Source organism: Limnohabitans sp. TEGF005 (assembly GCF_055394835.1).
Genome location: NZ_AP029226.1, coordinates 2,236,931 through 2,256,094, shown reverse-complemented (window position 1 = coordinate 2,256,094; position 19,164 = coordinate 2,236,931). Strand labels below are relative to the sequence as shown.

General features: G+C 58.0%; 18 protein-coding genes. 9 read left to right on the top strand and 9 right to left on the bottom strand.

What is annotated here, in order from left to right; all coding sequences use genetic code 11:
* Nucleotides 1-8: 8 nt before the first annotated feature.
* The gene (mpl, locus tag ACZ5RG_RS10915; protein ID WP_298597062.1) at nt 9-1,400 is read right to left on the bottom strand and encodes a UDP-N-acetylmuramate:L-alanyl-gamma-D-glutamyl-meso-diaminopimelate ligase; all 1,392 of its coding nucleotides are present in this window, start codon (nt 1,398-1,400) and stop codon (nt 9-11) included.
* A gap of 60 nt (nt 1,401-1,460) precedes the next feature.
* Between mpl and ACZ5RG_RS10910 the strand changes: the two genes are divergently transcribed.
* The 6 genes from ACZ5RG_RS10910 to ACZ5RG_RS10885 all read left to right on the top strand — a co-directional run bounded on the left by ACZ5RG_RS10910 (nt 1,461) and on the right by ACZ5RG_RS10885 (nt 6,370).
* Nucleotides 1,461-2,045, top strand: coding sequence for a hypothetical protein (locus ACZ5RG_RS10910; RefSeq protein WP_464447037.1), 585 nt, complete (start codon nt 1,461-1,463; stop codon nt 2,043-2,045).
* The gene (locus ACZ5RG_RS10905; RefSeq protein ID WP_464447036.1) at nt 2,042-2,602 is read left to right on the top strand and encodes a TlpA disulfide reductase family protein; all 561 of its coding nucleotides are present in this window, start codon (nt 2,042-2,044) and stop codon (nt 2,600-2,602) included. The genes ACZ5RG_RS10910 and ACZ5RG_RS10905 overlap by 4 nt, the downstream gene beginning before the upstream one ends.
* Nucleotides 2,603-2,763: 161 nt before the next feature.
* Nucleotides 2,764-3,207 carry an acetyl-CoA carboxylase biotin carboxyl carrier protein gene (accB, locus tag ACZ5RG_RS10900; RefSeq protein WP_298597052.1) on the top strand — a complete coding sequence of 148 codons (444 nt, stop codon included), beginning with the start codon at nt 2,764-2,766 and terminating at the stop codon, nt 3,205-3,207.
* 15 nt (nt 3,208-3,222) lie between these two features.
* Nucleotides 3,223-4,572 (top strand): acetyl-CoA carboxylase biotin carboxylase subunit, encoded by a 1,350-nt coding sequence (gene accC / locus ACZ5RG_RS10895; RefSeq protein ID WP_019430240.1) that lies wholly within the window; start codon nt 3,223-3,225, stop codon nt 4,570-4,572.
* A 6-nt stretch (nt 4,573-4,578) separates the two neighbouring features.
* Entirely contained in the window at nt 4,579-5,475 is an 897-nt protein-coding gene (prmA, locus tag ACZ5RG_RS10890; protein ID WP_312260069.1) for a 50S ribosomal protein L11 methyltransferase, read from the top strand.
* 40 nt (nt 5,476-5,515) lie between these two features.
* Complete coding sequence (locus tag ACZ5RG_RS10885; RefSeq protein WP_464447035.1) at nt 5,516-6,370, top strand: zinc-ribbon and DUF3426 domain-containing protein; 855 nt, start codon at nt 5,516-5,518, stop codon at nt 6,368-6,370.
* A 112-nt stretch (nt 6,371-6,482) separates the two neighbouring features.
* Here the strand turns inward: ACZ5RG_RS10885 and ACZ5RG_RS10880 are convergent, their stop codons facing one another.
* From ACZ5RG_RS10880 to ACZ5RG_RS10855, 6 genes are all read right to left on the bottom strand, one after another.
* Nucleotides 6,483-7,043, bottom strand: a complete 561-nt coding sequence (locus ACZ5RG_RS10880; RefSeq protein ID WP_312260067.1) for a histone H1-like repetitive region-containing protein — start codon at nt 7,041-7,043, stop codon at nt 6,483-6,485.
* 192 nt (nt 7,044-7,235) lie between these two features.
* Nucleotides 7,236-8,363 (bottom strand): ribonucleotide-diphosphate reductase subunit beta, encoded by a 1,128-nt coding sequence (locus tag ACZ5RG_RS10875; RefSeq protein WP_298596299.1) that lies wholly within the window; start codon nt 8,361-8,363, stop codon nt 7,236-7,238.
* Between the two features lie 141 nt (nt 8,364-8,504).
* On the bottom strand, nt 8,505-11,429 hold the full coding sequence (locus ACZ5RG_RS10870; protein ID WP_464447034.1) for a ribonucleoside-diphosphate reductase subunit alpha: 2,925 nt from the start codon (nt 11,427-11,429) through the stop codon (nt 8,505-8,507).
* 423 nt (nt 11,430-11,852) lie between these two features.
* Nucleotides 11,853-12,440, bottom strand: coding sequence for a 1,6-anhydro-N-acetylmuramyl-L-alanine amidase AmpD (gene ampD, locus ACZ5RG_RS10865; protein ID WP_315236011.1), 588 nt, complete (start codon nt 12,438-12,440; stop codon nt 11,853-11,855).
* A 13-nt stretch (nt 12,441-12,453) separates the two neighbouring features.
* Nucleotides 12,454-12,690, bottom strand: coding sequence for a PP0621 family protein (locus tag ACZ5RG_RS10860; protein ID WP_298596305.1), 237 nt, complete (start codon nt 12,688-12,690; stop codon nt 12,454-12,456).
* Entirely contained in the window at nt 12,687-13,490 is an 804-nt protein-coding gene (locus ACZ5RG_RS10855) for a cytochrome C assembly family protein (RefSeq protein WP_464447033.1), read from the bottom strand. Before ACZ5RG_RS10855 ends, ACZ5RG_RS10860 begins: the two co-directional genes overlap by 4 nt.
* A gap of 79 nt (nt 13,491-13,569) precedes the next feature.
* Here ACZ5RG_RS10855 and ffh point away from each other — a divergent pair, with 79 nt between their 5' ends.
* Together ffh and ACZ5RG_RS10845 are read left to right on the top strand one after the other, a co-directional pair.
* Nucleotides 13,570-14,955 (top strand): signal recognition particle protein, encoded by a 1,386-nt coding sequence (gene ffh / locus ACZ5RG_RS10850; RefSeq protein ID WP_464447032.1) that lies wholly within the window; start codon nt 13,570-13,572, stop codon nt 14,953-14,955.
* A gap of 20 nt (nt 14,956-14,975) precedes the next feature.
* A complete protein-coding gene (locus tag ACZ5RG_RS10845; RefSeq protein ID WP_464447031.1) occupies nt 14,976-15,368 on the top strand; it encodes a gamma-glutamylcyclotransferase family protein in 393 nt (130 codons plus the stop codon).
* Between the two features lie 40 nt (nt 15,369-15,408).
* Here the strand turns inward: ACZ5RG_RS10845 and miaB are convergent, their stop codons facing one another.
* Nucleotides 15,409-16,746, bottom strand: coding sequence for a tRNA (N6-isopentenyl adenosine(37)-C2)-methylthiotransferase MiaB (miaB, locus tag ACZ5RG_RS10840; RefSeq protein ID WP_312260060.1), 1,338 nt, complete (start codon nt 16,744-16,746; stop codon nt 15,409-15,411).
* Nucleotides 16,747-16,923: 177 nt separating this feature from the next.
* A complete protein-coding gene (locus ACZ5RG_RS10835; RefSeq protein ID WP_464447030.1) occupies nt 16,924-17,460 on the bottom strand; it encodes a DUF2889 domain-containing protein in 537 nt (178 codons plus the stop codon).
* Nucleotides 17,461-17,568: 108 nt separating this feature from the next.
* Between ACZ5RG_RS10835 and ACZ5RG_RS10830 the strand changes: the two genes are divergently transcribed.
* Nucleotides 17,569-19,140 carry an acyl-CoA synthetase gene (locus ACZ5RG_RS10830; RefSeq protein ID WP_464447029.1) on the top strand — a complete coding sequence of 524 codons (1,572 nt, stop codon included), beginning with the start codon at nt 17,569-17,571 and terminating at the stop codon, nt 19,138-19,140.
* Nucleotides 19,141-19,164 lie beyond the last annotated feature (24 nt).

Sequence of the window (19,164 nt, the reverse complement as noted above, 5' to 3'; positions counted from 1 at the left end):
CCGGCGGTTCAGTGGGTTTGCAGGGCTTGCAGGGCTTGCAGCAACTTGGCATGAATGCCGCCAAACCCGCCATTGCTCATGCACAGCAAATGGTCGCCGGGCTGCACTTGCGCCAGCACTTGGGCAATCACCTCATCAATGTTGGCGCCCACTTGCGCTCTCGAGCCCATGGACGCGAGGGTGGCTTGGGCATCCCAGTCCAGCCCACCCGAATGGCAAAAGGCCAGGTCGGCTTCTTCCAGGCTCCAGGGCAGTTGGGCTTTCATGGTGCCAAGCTTCATCGTGTTGCTGCGTGGCTCGAAAATCGCCAGGATCCGGGCCTTGCCCACCTGGCGGCGCAGGCCATTGACGGTGGTGCGAATGGCGGTGGGGTGGTGGGCAAAGTCGTCATAGACGGTGATGCCACCTCCTTCAAATGGGACGGTGCCGCGCACTTCCATGCGGCGTTTGACATTTTCAAACGTGGCCAGTGCTTGCGCCGCTGTGGCGGGGCTCACGCCCACATGCTCGGCTGCGGCGATGGTGGCCAGTGCGTTGAGTTGGTTGTGCAGACCGCCGATGGTCCATTGCACATCGGCCACCGTTTTTCCGGCTTGAAGCACATTGAAATCCGACGGTTCTCCTTCGGCAACAAAGTCGCTGACGGTTGAGCCAAACGTGCGTACTTCGCTCCAGCAGCCTTGCGCCAGCACGCGGGTCAGGCTTTCTTCCAACCCGTTGACGACCACGCGGCCCGAGCCGGGCACGGTGCGCACCAGGTGGTGGAACTGACGCTCGATGGCGGCCAGGTTATCAAAGATGTCGGCGTGATCAAACTCCAGGTTGTTCAGGATCGCGGTGCGCGGGCGGTAGTGCACGAACTTGCTGCGCTTGTCGAAAAATGCCGTATCGTATTCGTCTGCTTCTATGACGAAATACTTTCCACCACCGAGCCGCGCCGAGACGCCGAAGTTGAGTGGCACGCCACCCACCAGAAAGCCCGGTTGCAGTCCAGCTTGCTCCAACACCCATGCCAGCATCGAGGTGGTGGTGGTTTTACCGTGGGTTCCCGCCACCGCCAGCACATGCTTGCCTTGCAGCACGTGCTCGGCCAGCCATTGCGGGCCGCTGGTGTAGGGGGCGCCAGTCTCCAGAATGGCTTCCATCAGAGGAAATTTGGGGTTGCCATCGCCTAAGCGAGCACGGCTGACGACGTTGCCAATCACGTACATGTCGGGCTTGAGGTTCATCTGATCAACGCCAAAGCCTTCGATCAGGTCGATTCCCAAGGCCCGAAGTTGGTCGCTCATGGGCGGGTAAACGCCTGCGTCACAGCCCGTGACCCGATGACCGGCTTCGCGTGCCAGTGCTGCCAAACCACCCATGAAGGTGCCACAAATGCCCAGAATATGAATATGCATAGGGGGATTTTAGGGGGCAGCCACCCGAGCCTCGCATTCACACGGGCACAATCGACGCTCATGAACGATGTCGCTCTTGAAATCGCTGCCACCGCTGCTCGTATGGTGGTCGAAGAAGGCTTGGCCTTTGGCCCGGCCAAGCACCGAGCACTCAAAGAGCTGGGCTTGCCCAGCCGCACCGCCTTGCCAACGAATGATGTGGTCGAGGCCGAGGTGCGCGACTACATCGCCCTGTTTTGCGCCGACACACAACCTGGGGAGTTGCAGGCTTTGCGCGAATTGGCGCATGTCTGGATGCAGCGACTGGCCGAGTTTCGCCCGCATTTGGGTGGTGCGGTGTGGCAAGGCTGGGCCACGCGTTTGTGTGACATCGACTTGGCCTTGTTTTGTGATGACCCTAAGTCGGCCGAAATCGCGTTGATTAACCGGAACGAGCGCTACGAAGTCCAGACGGTCCGTGGTCTGCACGGGGACGATGTGGATGTGCTGAGCATGCACAGTTTTTGTGAAGCTTTGAACGAAGACGTGGGGGTGCACCTGCGCATTTACGACCTGGACGATCTGCGCGGTGCTCTGTTGCCTGATGCCCAAGGCCGCTCGCCCAGAGGGGATTTGGCGTCATTGAAGCGGCTCTTGGCAGCATGAATGACAATTTGTACATGAACAATCAAAGCTTTGGCGCTTCGAGGCGCAACCTGGTTTTAGGTGCTGGTGCAGCGGCTGCCGTGGCCGGCGCTGGGCTGGCCATGTGGCGTTACGCGCCTCAAGCGGTTTCTGACCCGGCGATCCACCCGTTTTGGGCACAGCAGTTTGAAACCCCATCGGGAGAGATGCTGGGAATGGCCGAATTCAAGGGGAAGCCGTTGTTGCTGAACTTTTGGGCCACTTGGTGCCCCCCTTGCATCGATGAGTTGCCCATGATTGACGCTTTTTGGCGTGAACATGCTGCCAACGGTCATCAAGTGGTCGCGGTGGCCATCGACCAGCCCAGTGCTGTGCGCCGCTTTTTGGTGCGCCAGCCGTTGGGCTTCCCCATCGCCATGGCCGGTCTTGCGGGGACCGATCTGTCCAAATCATTGGGCAATGCTGCGGGTGGGTTGCCGTTTACGGTATTTTTCAAGGCAGATGGCAGTATTTGGCGACAAAAGATGGGGCAGCTGTCGCAAGATGACTTGGTTCAATGGCGCGCTGCTGCTGCTTGACCTCGGCAGCGGCTTGTTTGGCCGTGGTTTTGACGAACAATTCGAGCGAATTTTTGTGAATTAAAGCTTCAGTGGCGCTGAATAGGTGCAGTTTTGAGCCGTTTTGATGAAAATTGGTGTAAATTCGATCCATTACATGTGCTTACAGCAATGGAGGATCTATGGATTTGCGCAAACTGAAAACACTGATTGACTTGGTATCGGATTCCAATGTCTCGGAACTCGAAATCACCGAAGCCGAAGGCAAGGTTCGTATTGTCAAAAGCATGGGTGTTGCTGCTCCCATGGTGATGCAACAAGCGGCACCGGTGGCCATGATGGCGGCACCCGTCGCTGCTGCTGCGCCTGCAGAGCTGCCTGCCGCGCCAGCCGGTCACCCCGTCAAATCGCCCATGGTCGGCACGTTCTATCGCTCTTCCAGCCCTGGTGCTGCGCCCTTCATCCAGATCGGCTCAGTGGTCAAGGAGGGTGACACTTTGTGCATCATCGAAGCCATGAAAATTCTCAATGAGATCGAATCCGACAAGGCCGGCACTGTGACGCAAATCCTGTGCGAAAACGGCCAGGCGGTTGAATACGGTCAGCCTTTGTTCATCGTCGAATAAGCAAACGGGGATTTCATGTTCAAGAAAATCCTGGTAGCCAACCGCGGTGAGATCGCTTTGCGCATCCAGCGCGCATGCCGAGAGTTGGGTGTCAAAGCGGTCATGGTGTACTCCGAGGCCGACAAAGACGCTAAATACGTGAAGTTGGCCGAAGAAGCGGTTTGCATTGGCCCTGCTGCTTCTGCTCTGAGCTATCTCAATATGCCCGCCATCATTTCGGCTGCCGAAGTGACCGATGCCGAGGCGATTCATCCTGGCTACGGGTTTTTGAGCGAGAACGCCGACTTCGCCGAGCGCGTCGAAAAAAGCGGCTTCCAGTTCATTGGACCCACGCCCGAGTCGATTCGCATCATGGGTGACAAGGTCTCTGCCAAGCAAGCCATGATCCGTGCGGGTGTGCCTTGCGTGCCTGGCTCTGAGGGTGAATTGCCCGATGATCCGGTTCAAATTCGCCGCATTGCCAAATCGGTGGGTTACCCCGTCATCATCAAGGCTGCCGGTGGTGGTGGTGGTCGTGGCATGCGCGTGGTACATACCGAAGCGGCCCTGATCAATGCGGTTCAGATGACCAAGGCCGAAGCCGGTGCTGCTTTTGGCAACCCTGCGGTCTACATGGAAAAATTCCTGCAGAACCCAAGGCACGTCGAAATCCAGATCCTGGCTGACAAGCACAAGAATGCGGTTTACTTGGGCGAGCGCGACTGCTCCATGCAGCGGCGTCACCAAAAAGTGATCGAAGAAGCGCCTGCGCCGGGCATTCCTCGCAAGCTGATCGAGAAAATTGGTGAACGCTGCGTGGCTGCCTGCAAGAAGATCAATTACCGCGGTGCCGGTACTTTTGAGTTTTTGTACGAGAACGGTGAGTTTTATTTCATTGAGATGAACACCCGCGTGCAGGTCGAGCATCCGGTGACCGAATGGGTCACGGGCGTGGACATCGTGAAGACGCAGATCATGGTGGCAGCCGGCGAAAAACTGCCCTTCACGCAAAAACAAATCGAAATCCGTGGCCATGCCATCGAGTGCCGCATCAACGCTGAAGACCCCTTCAAGTTCACGCCATCGCCTGGTCGCGTGACGTCTTGGCACATGCCCGGCGGGCCGGGTGTGAGGGTGGATTCACACGTTTACAACAACTACTTCGTGCCCCCGAACTATGACTCGATGATCGGCAAGTTGATTGTTCACGGCGACACCCGTGAGCAGGCCTTGGCTCGCATGCAGACCGCCTTGAATGAGACGGTGATCGAAGGCATCAACACCAACATCCCGCTGCACCGCGAGCTGATGGTGGATGCCAAGTTCATGCAAGGTGGCACCAATATCCACTACCTTGAACACTGGCTGAGCCAGCACAAACGCTGAGACTGTATGTTTGAACTGAGCTTGCTGTGCCCGGAAGACCGGGTTGACGTCTTGAGCGACGCGTTGGATGCCCTCGACGCCTTGAGCGTGTCGGTCGAAGATGCCGATGCCCAAACCCCTGCAGAGCAGGCCTTGTTTGGTGAGCCCGGCATGCCACCCCCCAAAGACGGTTGGCAGCGTTCGCGCATGGTGGCCTTGTTTGCACAAGAGTCTCAAGCCCAAGAAGCGGTTCAACTGTTGTCGGCACAAGACTTTTTTGAAGGCTGTCGTGTCGTGGGTGTTCAAGCCGTTGCCGATCAGGACTGGGTGCGTTTGACCCAGTCGCAGTTCGCGCCGGTTGAAATCACCCCCGATTTTTGGATTGTGCCCACCTGGCACGAGCCGCCAGCACAGGCGAGGCAGATCATTCGTTTGGACCCCGGCCTGGCTTTTGGTACAGGCACGCATCCCACAACGCGCATGTGTTTGCGTTGGATTGCACAGCACGGCGTGCAAGGTCAACGTGTTCTGGATTACGGTTGCGGATCAGGCATTTTGGCCATCGGTGCTGCGAAATACGGTGCCCTGAACATCGATGCAGTGGACATTGACGAGGCGGCTGTGACGTCCACGGTCTTGAACGCCGAAGCCAATGGCGTTGTCCTGCTGGCTGGCTTGCCTGACAAAGCAAAAGGGCAGTACCAAACGGTGCTCGCCAATATTTTGGCCACACCACTCAAAGTGTTGGCTCCGCTGTTGTGTTCTTATGTGGCCTCGGGCGGTTCCTTGGTGCTTGCGGGCATCTTGGAGCGCCAGGCCGATGAACTCAAGGCCGCTTATGCACCGTGGATTGAACTCGTGGTTGCTGACAGCGAAGACGGCTGGATACTGATGACCGCGACATCGCCTGCCGCTTCGGCTTGAGCACCACAGTGCAGACGTGGGCCATGATCCTGAACTTGTCATGAGCTGGATTACCCGCTGCCCGGCATGCGGCACAAGCTACAAAGTGGTGTCCGATCAGATCAAGATCGCGCAAGGCTGGCTGCGCTGCGGACAATGCCAACATGCTTTCGACAGCACAGGGTTGGTGGTGGTATGGCCCCACCTCATTCCAAGTGCCTTTGGTGTGATGCCTGTGCAAGAAATCGATGACCGCTTGGTGATCGAACAATTGTTAAAACAGGAAGACCGTTCGCCGCCCCAGTCCCCGCCCCCGTCGCCAACAGCGGTTGTGGCCTCCTTTGAAGAAGCGCTGTCGACTTTCAGCCCGCAGCTTCCCTCGGTTTTGCCGCCCGAAGCCTTGCCTGCGCTTTCGGGGGAATCGGTTCTGTCCGCCACACACCTGACGGCATCACACCCACCGCGATATTGGTGGCCGATCTCGGCTGTGCTTGCGCTGCTGTTGGCGCTTGCGCACCAGTGGCTCTGGATTGAGCGGCATATGCTGGCTGCAACGCAGCCGAGTGTTGCGCGCGTTTTGCATGCGGCCTGTCGTTTTCTCGGTTGCGAGATCTCGCCAGTGCAAGTTCGCGATGGTGTGGTGATAGAGAACTCCAGTTTGACGCCGACCGACGGTGGTTTTTTGCTCAGCTGGACTGTCCGCAACGCCACATCGCATGCCTTGCAGATGCCGGCACTGACGTTGACGCTGCTGGATGCGCAAGACAAAGTCCTTGTGCGGCGTGTGTTGTTGGTGGCACAACAGGGTGCGCCGGGTGCTTTGGCCCCTGGTCAAGTTTGGGATGGCCAGCTGAATCTCTCCCCCGAAGATGGCTTAGCGCCATCGGGTTATCGGCTTTTCAGCTTCTACCCCTGAGCCCTGCGGCTTGAATGCCCGTATCCTGCGCGGCACCTGAAGGCCGCCCACAAAAAAGCCCAACACCGTTTCCAGTATTGGGCTCTAGCGCTACTTGCGTCTAACGGTTGAATCAGGGCTTGGCGGCCGAAGGAAACGGCCATGCAGCTTGTGGATTCAGTGTTGTCTGTGCAGCGGGGGCAGCGGGTGCTTTAGATGCCTTCTTTGCAGCAGGTTTTTTAGCAGCTTTTTTCACAGCCGGCTTTTTGGCGGCTGGCTTTTTAGCGGCGGTTTTTTTAGCAGCTGCTTTTTTAGCTGGAGCAGCTTTCTTTGCGGCTGGCTTTTTAGCGGCAGCAGCTTTTTTGGCGGCTGGCTTTTTAGCGGCAACGGCTTTTTTAGCTGGAGCAGCTTTTTTGGCGGCTGGCTTTTTAGCTGCTGCTACTTTTTTAGCGGCTGGCTTTTTGGCTGCAACGGCTTTTTTAGCTGGAGCTGCTTTTTTAGCGGCTGGCTTTTTAGCTGCTGCTACTTTTTTAGCGGCTGGCTTTTTGGCAGCGACAGCTTTTTTAGCTGGAGCAGCTTTCTTCGCTGCGGGTTTCTTGGCTGCGGCTACTTTTTTAGCAGCAGGTTTCTTGGCCACAACGGCCTTCTTTGCGGGAGCAGCTTTTTTTGCCGCTACTTTTTTTGCAGTTGCCATGATTTTCTCCTTGATCAAGTTGAGAACTCAACGAAAAGGGAACGCTTGGTGCTTGTTGGTTTGCACAAAGCGATCCATGGTGCTGAGGAATCCCCCAACACCATGAACGCGGGAAAGCCACACGGCTCAATGCTTGAATGCATTGTGGCGTGTGGCTTGAAAAGGGGTTTCATTCGAGGGGTGTTCAGAAGATCAGTCCCAGGACAACGCCCCGCCAGATTGGTATTCGATGACCCGGGTTTCAAAGAAGTTGCGTTCTTTTTTCAGGTCAATCATTTCGCTCATCCACGGGAACGGATTCTCTTCGTTCGGGAAAAGCGCCTCCAAGCCAATTTGGGTGGCACGGCGGTTGGCAATGTAGCGCAAGTAGCCTTTGAACATGGATGCGTTCATGCCCAGCACGCCACGTGGCATGGTGTCTTCGGCATAGCGATACTCGAGCTCGACCGCTTTGATGAACAGCTCTTTGATTTCGGCCTTGAACTCGGCGGTCCACAGTTGGGGATTTTCGAGTTTGACGGTGTTGATCAGGTCAATGCCGAAATTGCAATGCATCGATTCGTCGCGCAGGATGTACTGGTACTGCTCGGCCGCGCCCGTCATCTTGTTTTGGCGACCCAAGGCCAAAATTTGCGTGAAGCCCACGTAGAAGAACAGGCCTTCCATCAAGCAGGCAAACACGATCAAAGACTTGAGCAAGGTCTGGTCGGTTTCCAGGGTGCCGGTCTTGAAGTTCGGGTCCATGATCACGTTGATGAACGGGATCAGGAACTCGTCCTTGTCGCGGATGGACTGGACTTCGTTGTAGGCGTTGAAGATTTCACTTTCATCCAGACCCAGCGATTCCACAATGTATTGGTAGGCGTGGGTGTGGATGGCTTCTTCGAAGGCCTGACGCAGCAAAAACTGACGGCACTCGGGCGCTGTGATGTGGCGGTAGGTGCCCAGCACGATGTTGTTGGCAGCCAGCGAGTCGGCTGTGACGAAGAAGCCCAGGTTGCGCTTTACGATGCGGCGTTCGTCTTCGGTCAGACCGTTGGGGTCTTTCCATAAGGCGATGTCGCGGTTCATGTTCACTTCCTGCGGCATCCAGTGGTTGGCGCAGGTGGCCAGGTATTTTTCCCAAGCCCATTTGTATTTGAAGGGAACCAGCTGGTTCACGTCGGTCCGACCATTGATGATGCGTTTGTCGGCCGCATTCATGCGGCGTGGGCTGGCTGTTGAAGATGCAGCAGCAGACGCTGTGGTTTCATCAGCGCCAGAAAAAGAGGGCATCGCAGGTTGCGATGCAGGTTTGACTTGTTCGTCCCAGGACAACATAAAAAATTCCAGTTCTCAAATTATGAAAGCAAGCGCACGAAATTCAAAGAAGCGATTCACTTTTTCGACACGCACAACTGTGAAGTGTTGTTCAATTGCATCGCACTTGGCTTGTCACAGCAAAGTGCAATGCTTTTTAGATCACTGGCAAGCTTCACAACCTGGATCATCGATCGCGCAAAACTTGACGTCGGTGGCTGGTGTCGCGTTCATTTGCGCTTGTGCTGAAGCTGCTGCGGCGTCCAATGCACTCATGCTTGAAGATGGCGCACCCGATGAAGAGACTGCGTTGTGTGAGCCGGCTTGCACGGTTGATTTTTCCACTTGCGTAGCGCTGGATGTGCGCAGGTAGTAGGTGGTTTTGAGACCGCGCAACCAAGCCAGTTTATAGGTGTCATCCAGCTTTTTACCCGACGCGCCTGCCATGTAGATGTTCAAGGATTGCGCTTGGTCAATCCACTTCTGACGGCGTGCAGCCGCTTCGACCAGCCACGTGGTTTCAACTTCGAACGCAGTGGCGTAAAGGGCTTTCACTTCTTGGGGGACGCGATCGATGGGGCGCAGTGAACCATCAAAGTGCTTCAGATCCATGACCATCACGTCATCCCACAGGCCCAAGCGCTTCAAGTCGCGCACCAGGTAGCCGTTGATCACAGTGAATTCACCTGACAAATTGGACTTGACCGACAGGTTACCAAAGCAAGGCTCGATCGAGGCATCGACACCAATGATGTTGGAGATGGTGGCGGTGGGCGCAATGGCCACGCAGTTGGAGTTGCGCATGCCGTCCGCTGCGATTTTCTTGCGCAGAGTGTCCCAGTCCAGTGTCGAAGAGCGGTCGACTTCGACATAACCACCGCGCTCACGCTCCAGCAGTTCCAGTGTGTCCAGCGGCAAAATGCCTTGGTCCCACAGTGAGCCTTTGTAGGTGGCGTATTGACCACGCTCTTTGGCCAGTTCGGTTGATGCCCAGTATGCGTAGTAGCAAATCGCTTCCATCGACTGGTCGGCGAACTCCACAGCCGCTTGTGAGGCGTAAGGGATGCGCATTTCGTACAGCGAATCCTGGAAACCCATCAATCCCAGACCGACAGGGCGGTGGCGCATGTTGGAATCACGGGCTTTCTTGACGGCGTAGTAGTTGATGTCGATCACGTTGTCCAGCATGCGCATGGCGATCGTGATGGTCTTTTTCAGTTTGTCGTGGTCAATGACTTTGCCGGTGGGGCTGTCTTTGAGGTGGCGCGACAGGTTGACCGAGCCCAAATTGCACACGGCGGTTTCGGTGTCGCTGGTGTTGAGCGTGATCTCGGTGCACAGGTTGGACGAGTGCACCACGCCGACGTGCTGCTGTGGTGAGCGCACGTTGCAAGGGTCTTTGAATGTGATCCAGGGGTGGCCGGTTTCAAACAACATCGACAGCATCTTGCGCCACAGGTCGGTCGCAGGCACGGTCTTGCTGGGTTTGATCTCGCCGCGCTCGGCTTTTTGTTCGTAAGCCACATAGGCTTTTTCGAAGGCCAAGCCGAACAGGTCGTGCAGGTCAGGCACATCGGAGGGCGAGAACAAGGTCCAGCTGCCTTTTTCCATGACGCGGCGCATGAACAGGTCGGGGATCCAGTTGGCCGTGTTCATGTCGTGCGTGCGGCGACGGTCATCGCCCGTGTTTTTGCGCAGTTCCAGAAACTCTTCGATGTCCAAGTGCCAGGTTTCCAGATAAGTGCAGACCGCACCTTTGCGCTTGCCGCCTTGGTTCACGGCCACAGCCGTATCGTTCACGACTTTCAGGAAAGGCACAACGCCTTGCGACTCGCCGTTGGTGCCCTTGATGTGCGAGCCCATGGCGCGCACGCGGGTCCAGTCGTTGCCCAAGCCGCCGGCAAATTTGGACAGCAAGGCGTTTTCTTTGATGGACTCGTAAATGCCATCCAAGTCGTCTGGCACGGTGGTCAGGTAGCAGCTCGACAGTTGTGAGCGCAAGGTGCCGCTGTTGAACAGCGTGGGCGTGGAAGACATGAAGTCAAACGAAGACAGGATTTCGTAGAACTCGATGGCACGGGCTTCACGGTTGATTTCGTTGAGCGACAGGCCCATGGCGACGCGCATGAAAAACGCTTGCGGCATCTCAATGCGGTTCTTGCGAACGTGCAAAAAGTAGCGGTCATACAGGGTTTGCAGACCCAGGTAATCAAATTGCAGGTCGCGCTCTGGCTTGAGGGCCGTGGCCAGTTTAGCCAGGTCAAATTGCAACAGTTTTTCATCAAGCAGGTCGTTGTCCACGCCTTTTTGGATGAATTTCGGGAAGTAGTTGATGTACTCCTCGGCCATTTGGTCCTGAGTCACTTCCTTGCCCAAAATTTCCTTGGCAATGGTGTGCATCAACAGGCGCGCGGTGACGTAGGTGTAGTCCGGGTCTTTTTCGATCAGCGTGCGCGAAGCCAGGATGGACGCCTTGTAAACCTCTTCCATGGGCACACCGTCGTACAGGTTGCGCATGGTTTCGGCCACGATGGGCTCAGGGCTGACATCTTTGCCCAAACCGGCACAAGCGTTGACCATCAGGGATTTGAGGTAATCCAGATCCAACGCGACACGCTGGCCGCCATCAATGACGTGCAGACGAGGCTCGGCGGTTACGGGGGTCGTTTCTTGTTGATGCTGGACGCGCTCTTGTGTGCGACGCTCGCGGTACAGCACATAAGCGCGTGCGACTTCGTGGTTGCTGCTGCGCATCAAGCCCAATTCAACTTGGTCTTGCACGTCTTCAATGTGGAAGGTGCCGCCGCCTGGACGTGAACGAACCAAAGCACGGACCACGTTTTGGGTCAACTCTTCGACCACTTCACGAACGCTGGCCGATGCGGCACCTTGCGTGCCGTGTACAGCCAAGAACGCCTTCATCAGTGCCACGGCGATTTTGTTCGGCTCGAAAGGCACCACAGCGCCATTGCGGCGAATGATCTGGTAGTGGGCCAGTGCTTGCAGGCCGGGAACGCTGTTTTGTCCTGCTTCAGGCTGGCGCATCAGGGCTGGTGATGGTGTGGCGATGTTTTGGTCTGTTTGCATGGTCATTTCTTTGAATTTTGATGATCTTTGGGTCCGGGGCAAGGCGCTTGAGCGGACATTTCGTTAGGGTGTGAAAATTTGTAATAGACACTATATCTGGTGTCTGGCATCTGCACAAGCCACTACAGGTAGTGTACCGGGCCGTTTTGCCCGCTTGCTCGAAATGGGCAAATAAATGTCTGGCCAGCCGTTTGGGCCTGTGTCTTTCATGTTCTGAAAAGATGCCCGCAAAGGCTTGTTTTTTCAGGCTTTCAAGCGGCCAATTCAGGCCCTATGCGGCTAGCCGAGCACATTTCGCTTTGAAAGCCTTGATTTGAGTGTTCGCTGGAGTGCGGGTGGACAGTCGGCCTGAAACGCGCCGCCCATTTTTGGTGCAGGGCGATACCGTGAAAATATTTTTCTGCCGTGGCTAGCAGGCCGAAATCAGGGAAAAACCTGAGGCGAAAAATCCAACAGTCGCTTCATGTGCGCCCAGTCGAAGCCGGGGCCTGGGTCTTGTTTGCGACCGGGGGCAATGTGTTCGTGCCCGGCAATGTGTGCGATGGGGTAGTTGCAGCGCAGCTCATGGCACAGCTGGGCCAAACACCGGTATTGGGCATCTTCAAAAGTGTCGCCTTCCAGGCCTTCGAGTTCGATGCCGATCGAGTCGTCGTTGCAGTTGGTCCGTCCACGGTAGGTCGACTGACCCGCATGCCAGGCCCGATCGTCGCAGCTGACGAATTGCCACAGGCTGCCATCGCGGCGTATATAGAAGTGTGACGAGACCTCCAGCCCCCGGATGGACTGAAAGTAAGGGTGCTCATCCCAATCGAGCCGGTTGGTGAACAGGCGCTGCACCGCATCGCCACCGTATTGCCCGGGCGGCAAACTGATCGAGTGGATCACCAGCAGATCAATGCAGGCTGGGGTCGGGCGTGGGCCGAAGTTGGGGGATTCGAGCCGCTGAGCTTGGGGGTGCCAACCTTGCTTCCAGGCTGAGGCGGCGCTGTTGTCGCAAGCAGGCAGGTGCATGGCCTTTGAGGTGTCAGCCCGGGTTGCGGTCTTGCGCCGCAGCGCGATGCTCGGCGCTGCAGTAAAGGCCTTTTTGCCCCGTGACCGCCTCTTCGTGGGGCAAATGGATGCCGCAGTGGGCGCAGGTCACCATTTCGGAGGGCTTGGGCGCTTGTGCTGTTGGGCCGGGTGCGGACTGTTTGGCGGTCCGACCTCGCTTGAGCGCCCAGATCACCACCAAGACGACCAGCAATAAAAACAGGTACTTCATCCCATGCGTCCCAGCAAAATTTCCATCACAAACCGGGAACCTGCATAAGACAGCAGCAGCAAGGCGGCCCCGATGTAAAGCACCCGCACGGCCCGGCGACCACGCCAGCCCCACTGGCTGCGCCCGATCAACAGCATGGCAAAGGTCAACCAAGACAACAGGGCAAAAATGGTTTTGTGGTCCCAGCGCCAATGGCCTTGTCCTTGGCCGTAAAGCGCGTCACCAAACAAAACACCGGCCACCAAGGTGGCGGTCAGCAGTGCAAAACCCGCAGAGACAAAACGAAAAGTCAGGCGCTCGAGCGTCAGCAGGGGCAAACCATTGTCGGCATCTTGTGCCAAGCGGATGTCGTGCTCGGCACGCGTCATCATCCAGGCATGCACCACGGCGGCGGCAAACATGCCGTAAGCCGATAGGCCCAAAGCCCAGTGCAGTGGCAACCAAGCCGATGCTTGGGCCGACAGCGGCGTGCCCGGAAAAAACCAGGCGAGCACGACAGCCAAGCTGCCCAAGCCCCCCATGGCCCAGCGGGCTTTGAACTTTGGGAAGAACTGGCTCTCCACCATGTAGGCGGTCACGACCAGCCAAGCGGTCACTGAAATCGCAGGCGCAAAACCAAAGTGAACCGGGCCAGACAGCAGACTCAGCAAAGCCACCGCATGGGCGATCCAAGCCAGCCAAAGCAGGCGGCGAGCATGCGCGTCATTCAGCCGCCCAGAGGCCAATGCAGGAAACCCATAGGCCACAGCGGCCAGCGCGGTGGCAGGCAGCATCCAAAATGGGGGACTCGCTAAAATCATGGGTCCGAGTTTAGCCTTTCAGGTGCAGCCACAGGGGCTTTGCCATCATGCTGAACCGGTTATTTCTGGATTCCCTCCCATGGCCTCCGCCCTGACCGACAAACTCTCGCGCCTCGTCAAGACCCTCAGTGGGCAGGCGCGCATCACCGAATCCAATGTGGCCGACATGTTGCGCGAAGTGCGCATGGCCTTGCTGGAGGCCGACGTGGCCCTGCCCGTGGTGCGCGACTTCATCGCCCGCGTGAAAGACAAAGCCCTTGGACAAGAGGTGATGGGGGCGCTCAAACCCGGCCAAGCCTTGGTGGGTGTGGTCAACCGCGAGTTGGCCGCCACCATGGGCGAGGGGGTTTCAGACATCAACCTGGCCGCTCAACCGCCCGCCGTGATTTTGATGGCGGGTTTGCAAGGTGCGGGTAAAACCACCACCACCGCCAAGCTGGCCAAGCACCTGATTGAAAAGCGCAAGAAGAAAGTGCTCACGGTGTCAGGCGACGTGTACCGCCCAGCCGCCATCGAACAGCTCAAGACCGTGACCGCGCAAGCGGGGGCCGAGTGGTTCCCCAGCACGCCCGAGCAAAAGCCGATTGACATCGCACGCGCGGCCATCGACTACGCCCGAAAGCATTTCTTTGACGTGTTGTTGGTGGACACGGCGGGCCGTTTGGCCATTGACGAAGCCTTGATGGCGGAGATCAAGGCGCTGCACGCCGAATTGAAGCCTGTCGAAACCTTGTTCGTCGTGGACGCCATGCAAGGTCAAGACGCGGCCAACACGGCTCGGGCTTTCAGCGACGCACTGCCTTTGACGGGCATTGTGCTGACGAAACTCGATGGTGATTCACGCGGTGGTGCTGCGCTGTCTGTGCGCCAGATCACAGGCGTGCCGATCAAGTTTGCCGGCACCAGCGAGAAGATTGACGGGCTGGAAGTGTTTGATGCCGAGCGACACGCTGGACGCATTTTGGGCATGGGCGACATCGTGGCGCTGGTCGAGCAGGTCACCGCAGGGGTGGACATGGAAGCCGCGCAAAAGTTGGCGGCCAAAGTCAAGAGTGGTGGCGGTTTTGACCTCAACGACTTTTTGGCGCAAATCCAGCAGATGAAGCAAATGGGCGGCCTGTCGAGTCTGATGGACAAATTGCCATCGCACATGACCGCCAAGGCCGGTGCCATGGACATGGACAAGGTCGAAAAAGACATCGGCCGCAAGCAAGGCATCATCCACAGCATGACGCCCAAAGAGCGCAGCAAGCCCGAACTGATCAAAGCCACCCGCAAGCGCCGCATTGCCGCAGGTGCCGGTGTTCAGGTTCAAGACGTCAACCGCATGCTCAAGGAGTTTGAGCAAATGCAAGACATGATGAAAAAAATGTCGGGCGGCGGCATGATGAAAATGATGAAACGCATGGGGGCCATGAAAGGCATGATGGGCGGCGGCGGGGGCTTTCCCGGCATGCCACGTTGAGCATGGCAGGCCATCCGAAGATGACGCGACTGTTCATTTACGGCACTTTGTTGCCCGGACTCCGATTGCAAGCTGAAATGCAGGGCGCGCGTTTTGTGGACACAGCCCAAGTGCCAGGTCGCTTGGTGGATGTGGGGCGTTTTCCGGGCTTGCTGGCGGGTGCAGGGTCCGTCACCGGCGAAGTCTATGAAGTGGATGACGCGCACCTGGCCCGATTGGATGGGGTGGAGGGCATGGTGCGAGGCGACCGTGAGGCCTCGCAATACTGGCGCGAAGCCGTCACCGTGCTCAGCGGCACGCTGCAAGGGCAGTCTGTGCAGACCTATGTGTACAACCGCCCGGTAGACGGCTATACACCCATCGCGCACGGTGACTACCGCCGCTACATCCGCGAAGTGGGCCGCGAATCCTGATGGTTTTCAGGTCGGCAGCTGTGGCCCCGATCCGCTGGCCTCAACCCTTGATCACCAACTCGCCGCGCAGCGAATGCGACAGGCCTTGGGTGATGCGCACATCGGCCATCTGACCGATCAGGCGGTCCATGTGGGGGCCGCCAGGGAAGTTGACCACGCGGTTGCACTCGGTGCGGCCGGCCAGCTCGGTGGCGTCCTTGCGTGAAGGGCGCTCCACCAAAATGCGTTGCACCGTGCCCACGCGGCTTTCGCCAATGCGCTGCACGTTTTCTTCGATGGTGGCTTGCAGGTGGTGCAGGCGGCGCAATTTTTCGGCGTGTGGCGTGTCGTCGTGCAGGTTGGCCGCAGGCGTGCCGGGGCGGGGGCTGAAGATGAAGCTGAAACTTGTGTCAAACCCCACGTCGGTGATCAACTTCATCATCTTGTTGAAGTCGTCCTCGGTCTCGCCGGGAAAGCCCACGATGAAATCGCTGCTGAGCGACATGTCGGGGCGGATCGCCCGCAGCTTGCGGATGGTGCTCTTGTATTCCATGGCGGTGTAGCCGCGTTTCATGGCCATCAAGATGCGGTCCGAGCCGTGCTGCACCGGCAGGTGCAGGTGGCTCACCAGTTTGGGGATCTTTTCGTAGGCGTCGATCAGGCGCTGGGTGAACTCGTTGGGGTGGCTGGTCACGTAGCGGATGCGCTCGATGCCCGGCATGTCGGCCACGTATTCCAGCAGCAGCGCAAAGTCGGCGATCTCTGATGTTCCACCCATCTTGCCCCGGTAAGCGTTCACGTTTTGGCCCAGCAACGTGATCTCTTTCACACCCTGCGCGGCCAGCCCCGCCACCTCGACCAACACATCGTCAAACGGGCGAGAGACCTCTTCGCCCCGGGTGTAGGGCACCACGCAATAGCTGCAATATTTGCTGCACCCTTCCATGATCGAGACAAAGGCTGTGGCACCGTCCACCTTGGCGGGTGGCAGGTGATCGAACTTTTCAATCTCGGGGAAGCTGATGTCCACCTGCGGGCGCTGCTTGCGCTCGCGCTCGGCCAGCAGCTCGGGCAGGCGGTGCAGGGTCTGCGGGCCAAACACCACATCCACATAAGGTGCACGCTTGATGATCTCGGCGCCTTCCTGGCTGGCCACGCAGCCGCCCACGCCAATCAGCACGCCCTTGGCTTTCAGGTGTTGCACCCGGCCCAAGTCGCTGAACACTTTTTCTTGCGCCTTTTCGCGGACCGAGCAGGTGTTGAACAAAATCAGATCGGCCTCGTCCACGTCCTGCGTCGGCTCATAGCCCTGGGCCGCGCCCAGCACATCGGCCATCTTGTCCGAGTCGTACTCGTTCATCTGGCAGCCAAATGTTTTGATGAAGACCTTCTTGCTCATGCGGCCTCCACGTATTCAAGGGAGGTGATGAAGTCAAGGCAAAGCAAAGAACGCCAAAGTAAAGCACGCCCGGAGAGGGCCAAAGTGCAGCGGTTCATGGTGTAGATCCAGAGGCTGTGAAAAAGAAAAAGCGCACATGCGCTTTGGAAGCTGCAGATTATCGCAGGCGAGCCTCTGTCAGTTACCAGTGACCTCAGCGGCCTTTGGTTTGTAAAACATCGGATACGCCCTTTGCACCGTCGGGCTGTCATAGGCCCAGCTGTGGCATTGGCCCAAATGAAAAGGCGGCTTGGTCACGGTGGGCTGGGGCATACCCGCCAGTTCAAGGCGCTGCCATTGGCCGGACGGCAGGGTCTGGTAAGCGGCGGTGGCCATGTTGAAGAGCATTTCGCGCAGGTGGGTGCAGCCTTGGGTGCCGCCCACGTGTTCGTTGATGACCTTGCGCCAGCCCGGGCCCATGGTGCAGCCGATGAGTTTGTGCATGCCGTGCGGCGCACCAGCACATTCGGGGTGCGGAATGTCGTCCATTGACGTGGCAACGTCCTGAATGACCATGTGGTCGTTCAGAGTGACGCGGATTTTCAGGCCGTGAATGGGGTCTTGGGCCGGGAACGGGCGTTCAGTGGACACCCGAAAATCATAGGTTTTGACGTCTGTCAGCGCTGCCTCGATGTCCCACAGGCCGTCTTCGCGGTCAAAGCCTTGGTACACCACGGTTCGCGTATGTGACAGTTTTCGGGGGGTAGGGGGTGGAAGTGCCAATGGAAATCTCGCAGGTCTGATGTTCAATCTTTCAATCATAGCCACGCAAGAACCCAGAACATGTCCCTCTTTTCCAAATCCACCCTCCACCCTGCCGCTCGCCGTCAGACCATCGCCGATGCCTTGCGTCGCACGGCCATCCGCTTGCCAGCCAAGACCGGCATTGTTTGCGGGGCCACCACTTGGACGTATGCCGAGTTCGATGCGTTGGTTTCACGCTTGGCCGCAGGCCTGGCCAGCATCGGCGTGGCCGAGGGTGACAAAGTGGCGGTGCTGGCACGCAATTCACATGGGTTTGCGGCCTTGCGCTTTGCATTGGCACGCCGTGGCGCGGTGATGGTGCCGATCAACTTCATGCTCAAAGCCGAAGAGGTGGCCTTCATATTGCGGCATGCGGGCGCCAAAACCCTCGCCACCGACAGCGGTTTGGCTGAGCTGGCGCAGGCTGCGGCCCAACTGGACACGGCAGTGGCCCAGTTCATTTGGCTGCCTTCCGAAGACCCGAGTCAGCCAGTCCCAGGCATGCACCGCTTTGATGTGCTGGTCGCTTGCACCGACCCGCTGCCCGATGTGCAACTGGGCAGCGGCGATGTGGCGCAGATCGTCTACACCAGCGGCACCGAATCTTCACCCAAGGGCGCTCAGCTGACGCACGATGCGGTGATGTGGCAGTACGTCAGCTGCGTGATCGACGCCGAAATCGCCGAGGCCGACGTGGCCTTGCACGCGCTGCCGCTGTACCACTGCGCCCAGCTCGATGTGTTTTTTGGCCCGGCCATTTACATGGGCAGCACCAACGTCATCACCTCCAAGCCCACGCCTGACAAGCTGCTGCCCATGCTCGATAAGTGCGGCATCACCAGCTTCTTTGCACCCCCCACGGTGTGGATTGCGCTGCTGCGTTCGCCGTTGTTTGATGCGGACAAGCTCGCCAAACTGGCCAAGGGTTACTACGGCGCATCCATCATGCCGGTCGAGGTACTCAAAGAGCTGGCCTCGCGCCTGCCCCAAGTGCGGCTGTGGAACCTCTACGGCCAGACCGAAATCGCCCCACTGGCCACTCTGCTTGGCCCGGATGACCAGCTGCGCAAACCGGGTTCGTGCGGCAAGGCGGTGCGCAACGTCGAAACGCGTGTGGTCAACGAAGACATGCAGGACGTGGCCGTGGGTGAGGTCGGCGAGATCGTGCACCGCTCGCCGCACCTGATGCTGGCTTATTTTCACGACGATGAGCGCACCCAAGCCGCGTTTGAGGGCGGCTGGTTTCACAGTGGCGATTTGGGCACCATCGACGAAGAGGGCTACATCAGCGTGGTGGACCGCAAGAAAGACATGATCAAGTCAGGCGGTGAGAATGTGGCCAGCCGCGAAGTGGAAGAAATGATTTACCGCCTGCCGCAAGTGAGCGAAGTGGCGGTCATTGGCCTGCCCGACCCCCAATGGGTGGAAGCGGTGACGGCGGTGGTGGTGCTCAAAGTTGGGCAGGTGCTGGACGAGTCCGCCGTGATCGCGCATTGCGCCCAGCACATGGCCAGTTTCAAGACACCCAAGCGCGTGGTCTTCACCGACACGCTGCCTAAAAACCCCAGCGGCAAACTGCTCAAGCGGGATTTGCGGCTGCGTTACGCATGAAGCCCTTGCAATCATCCCGGGCTT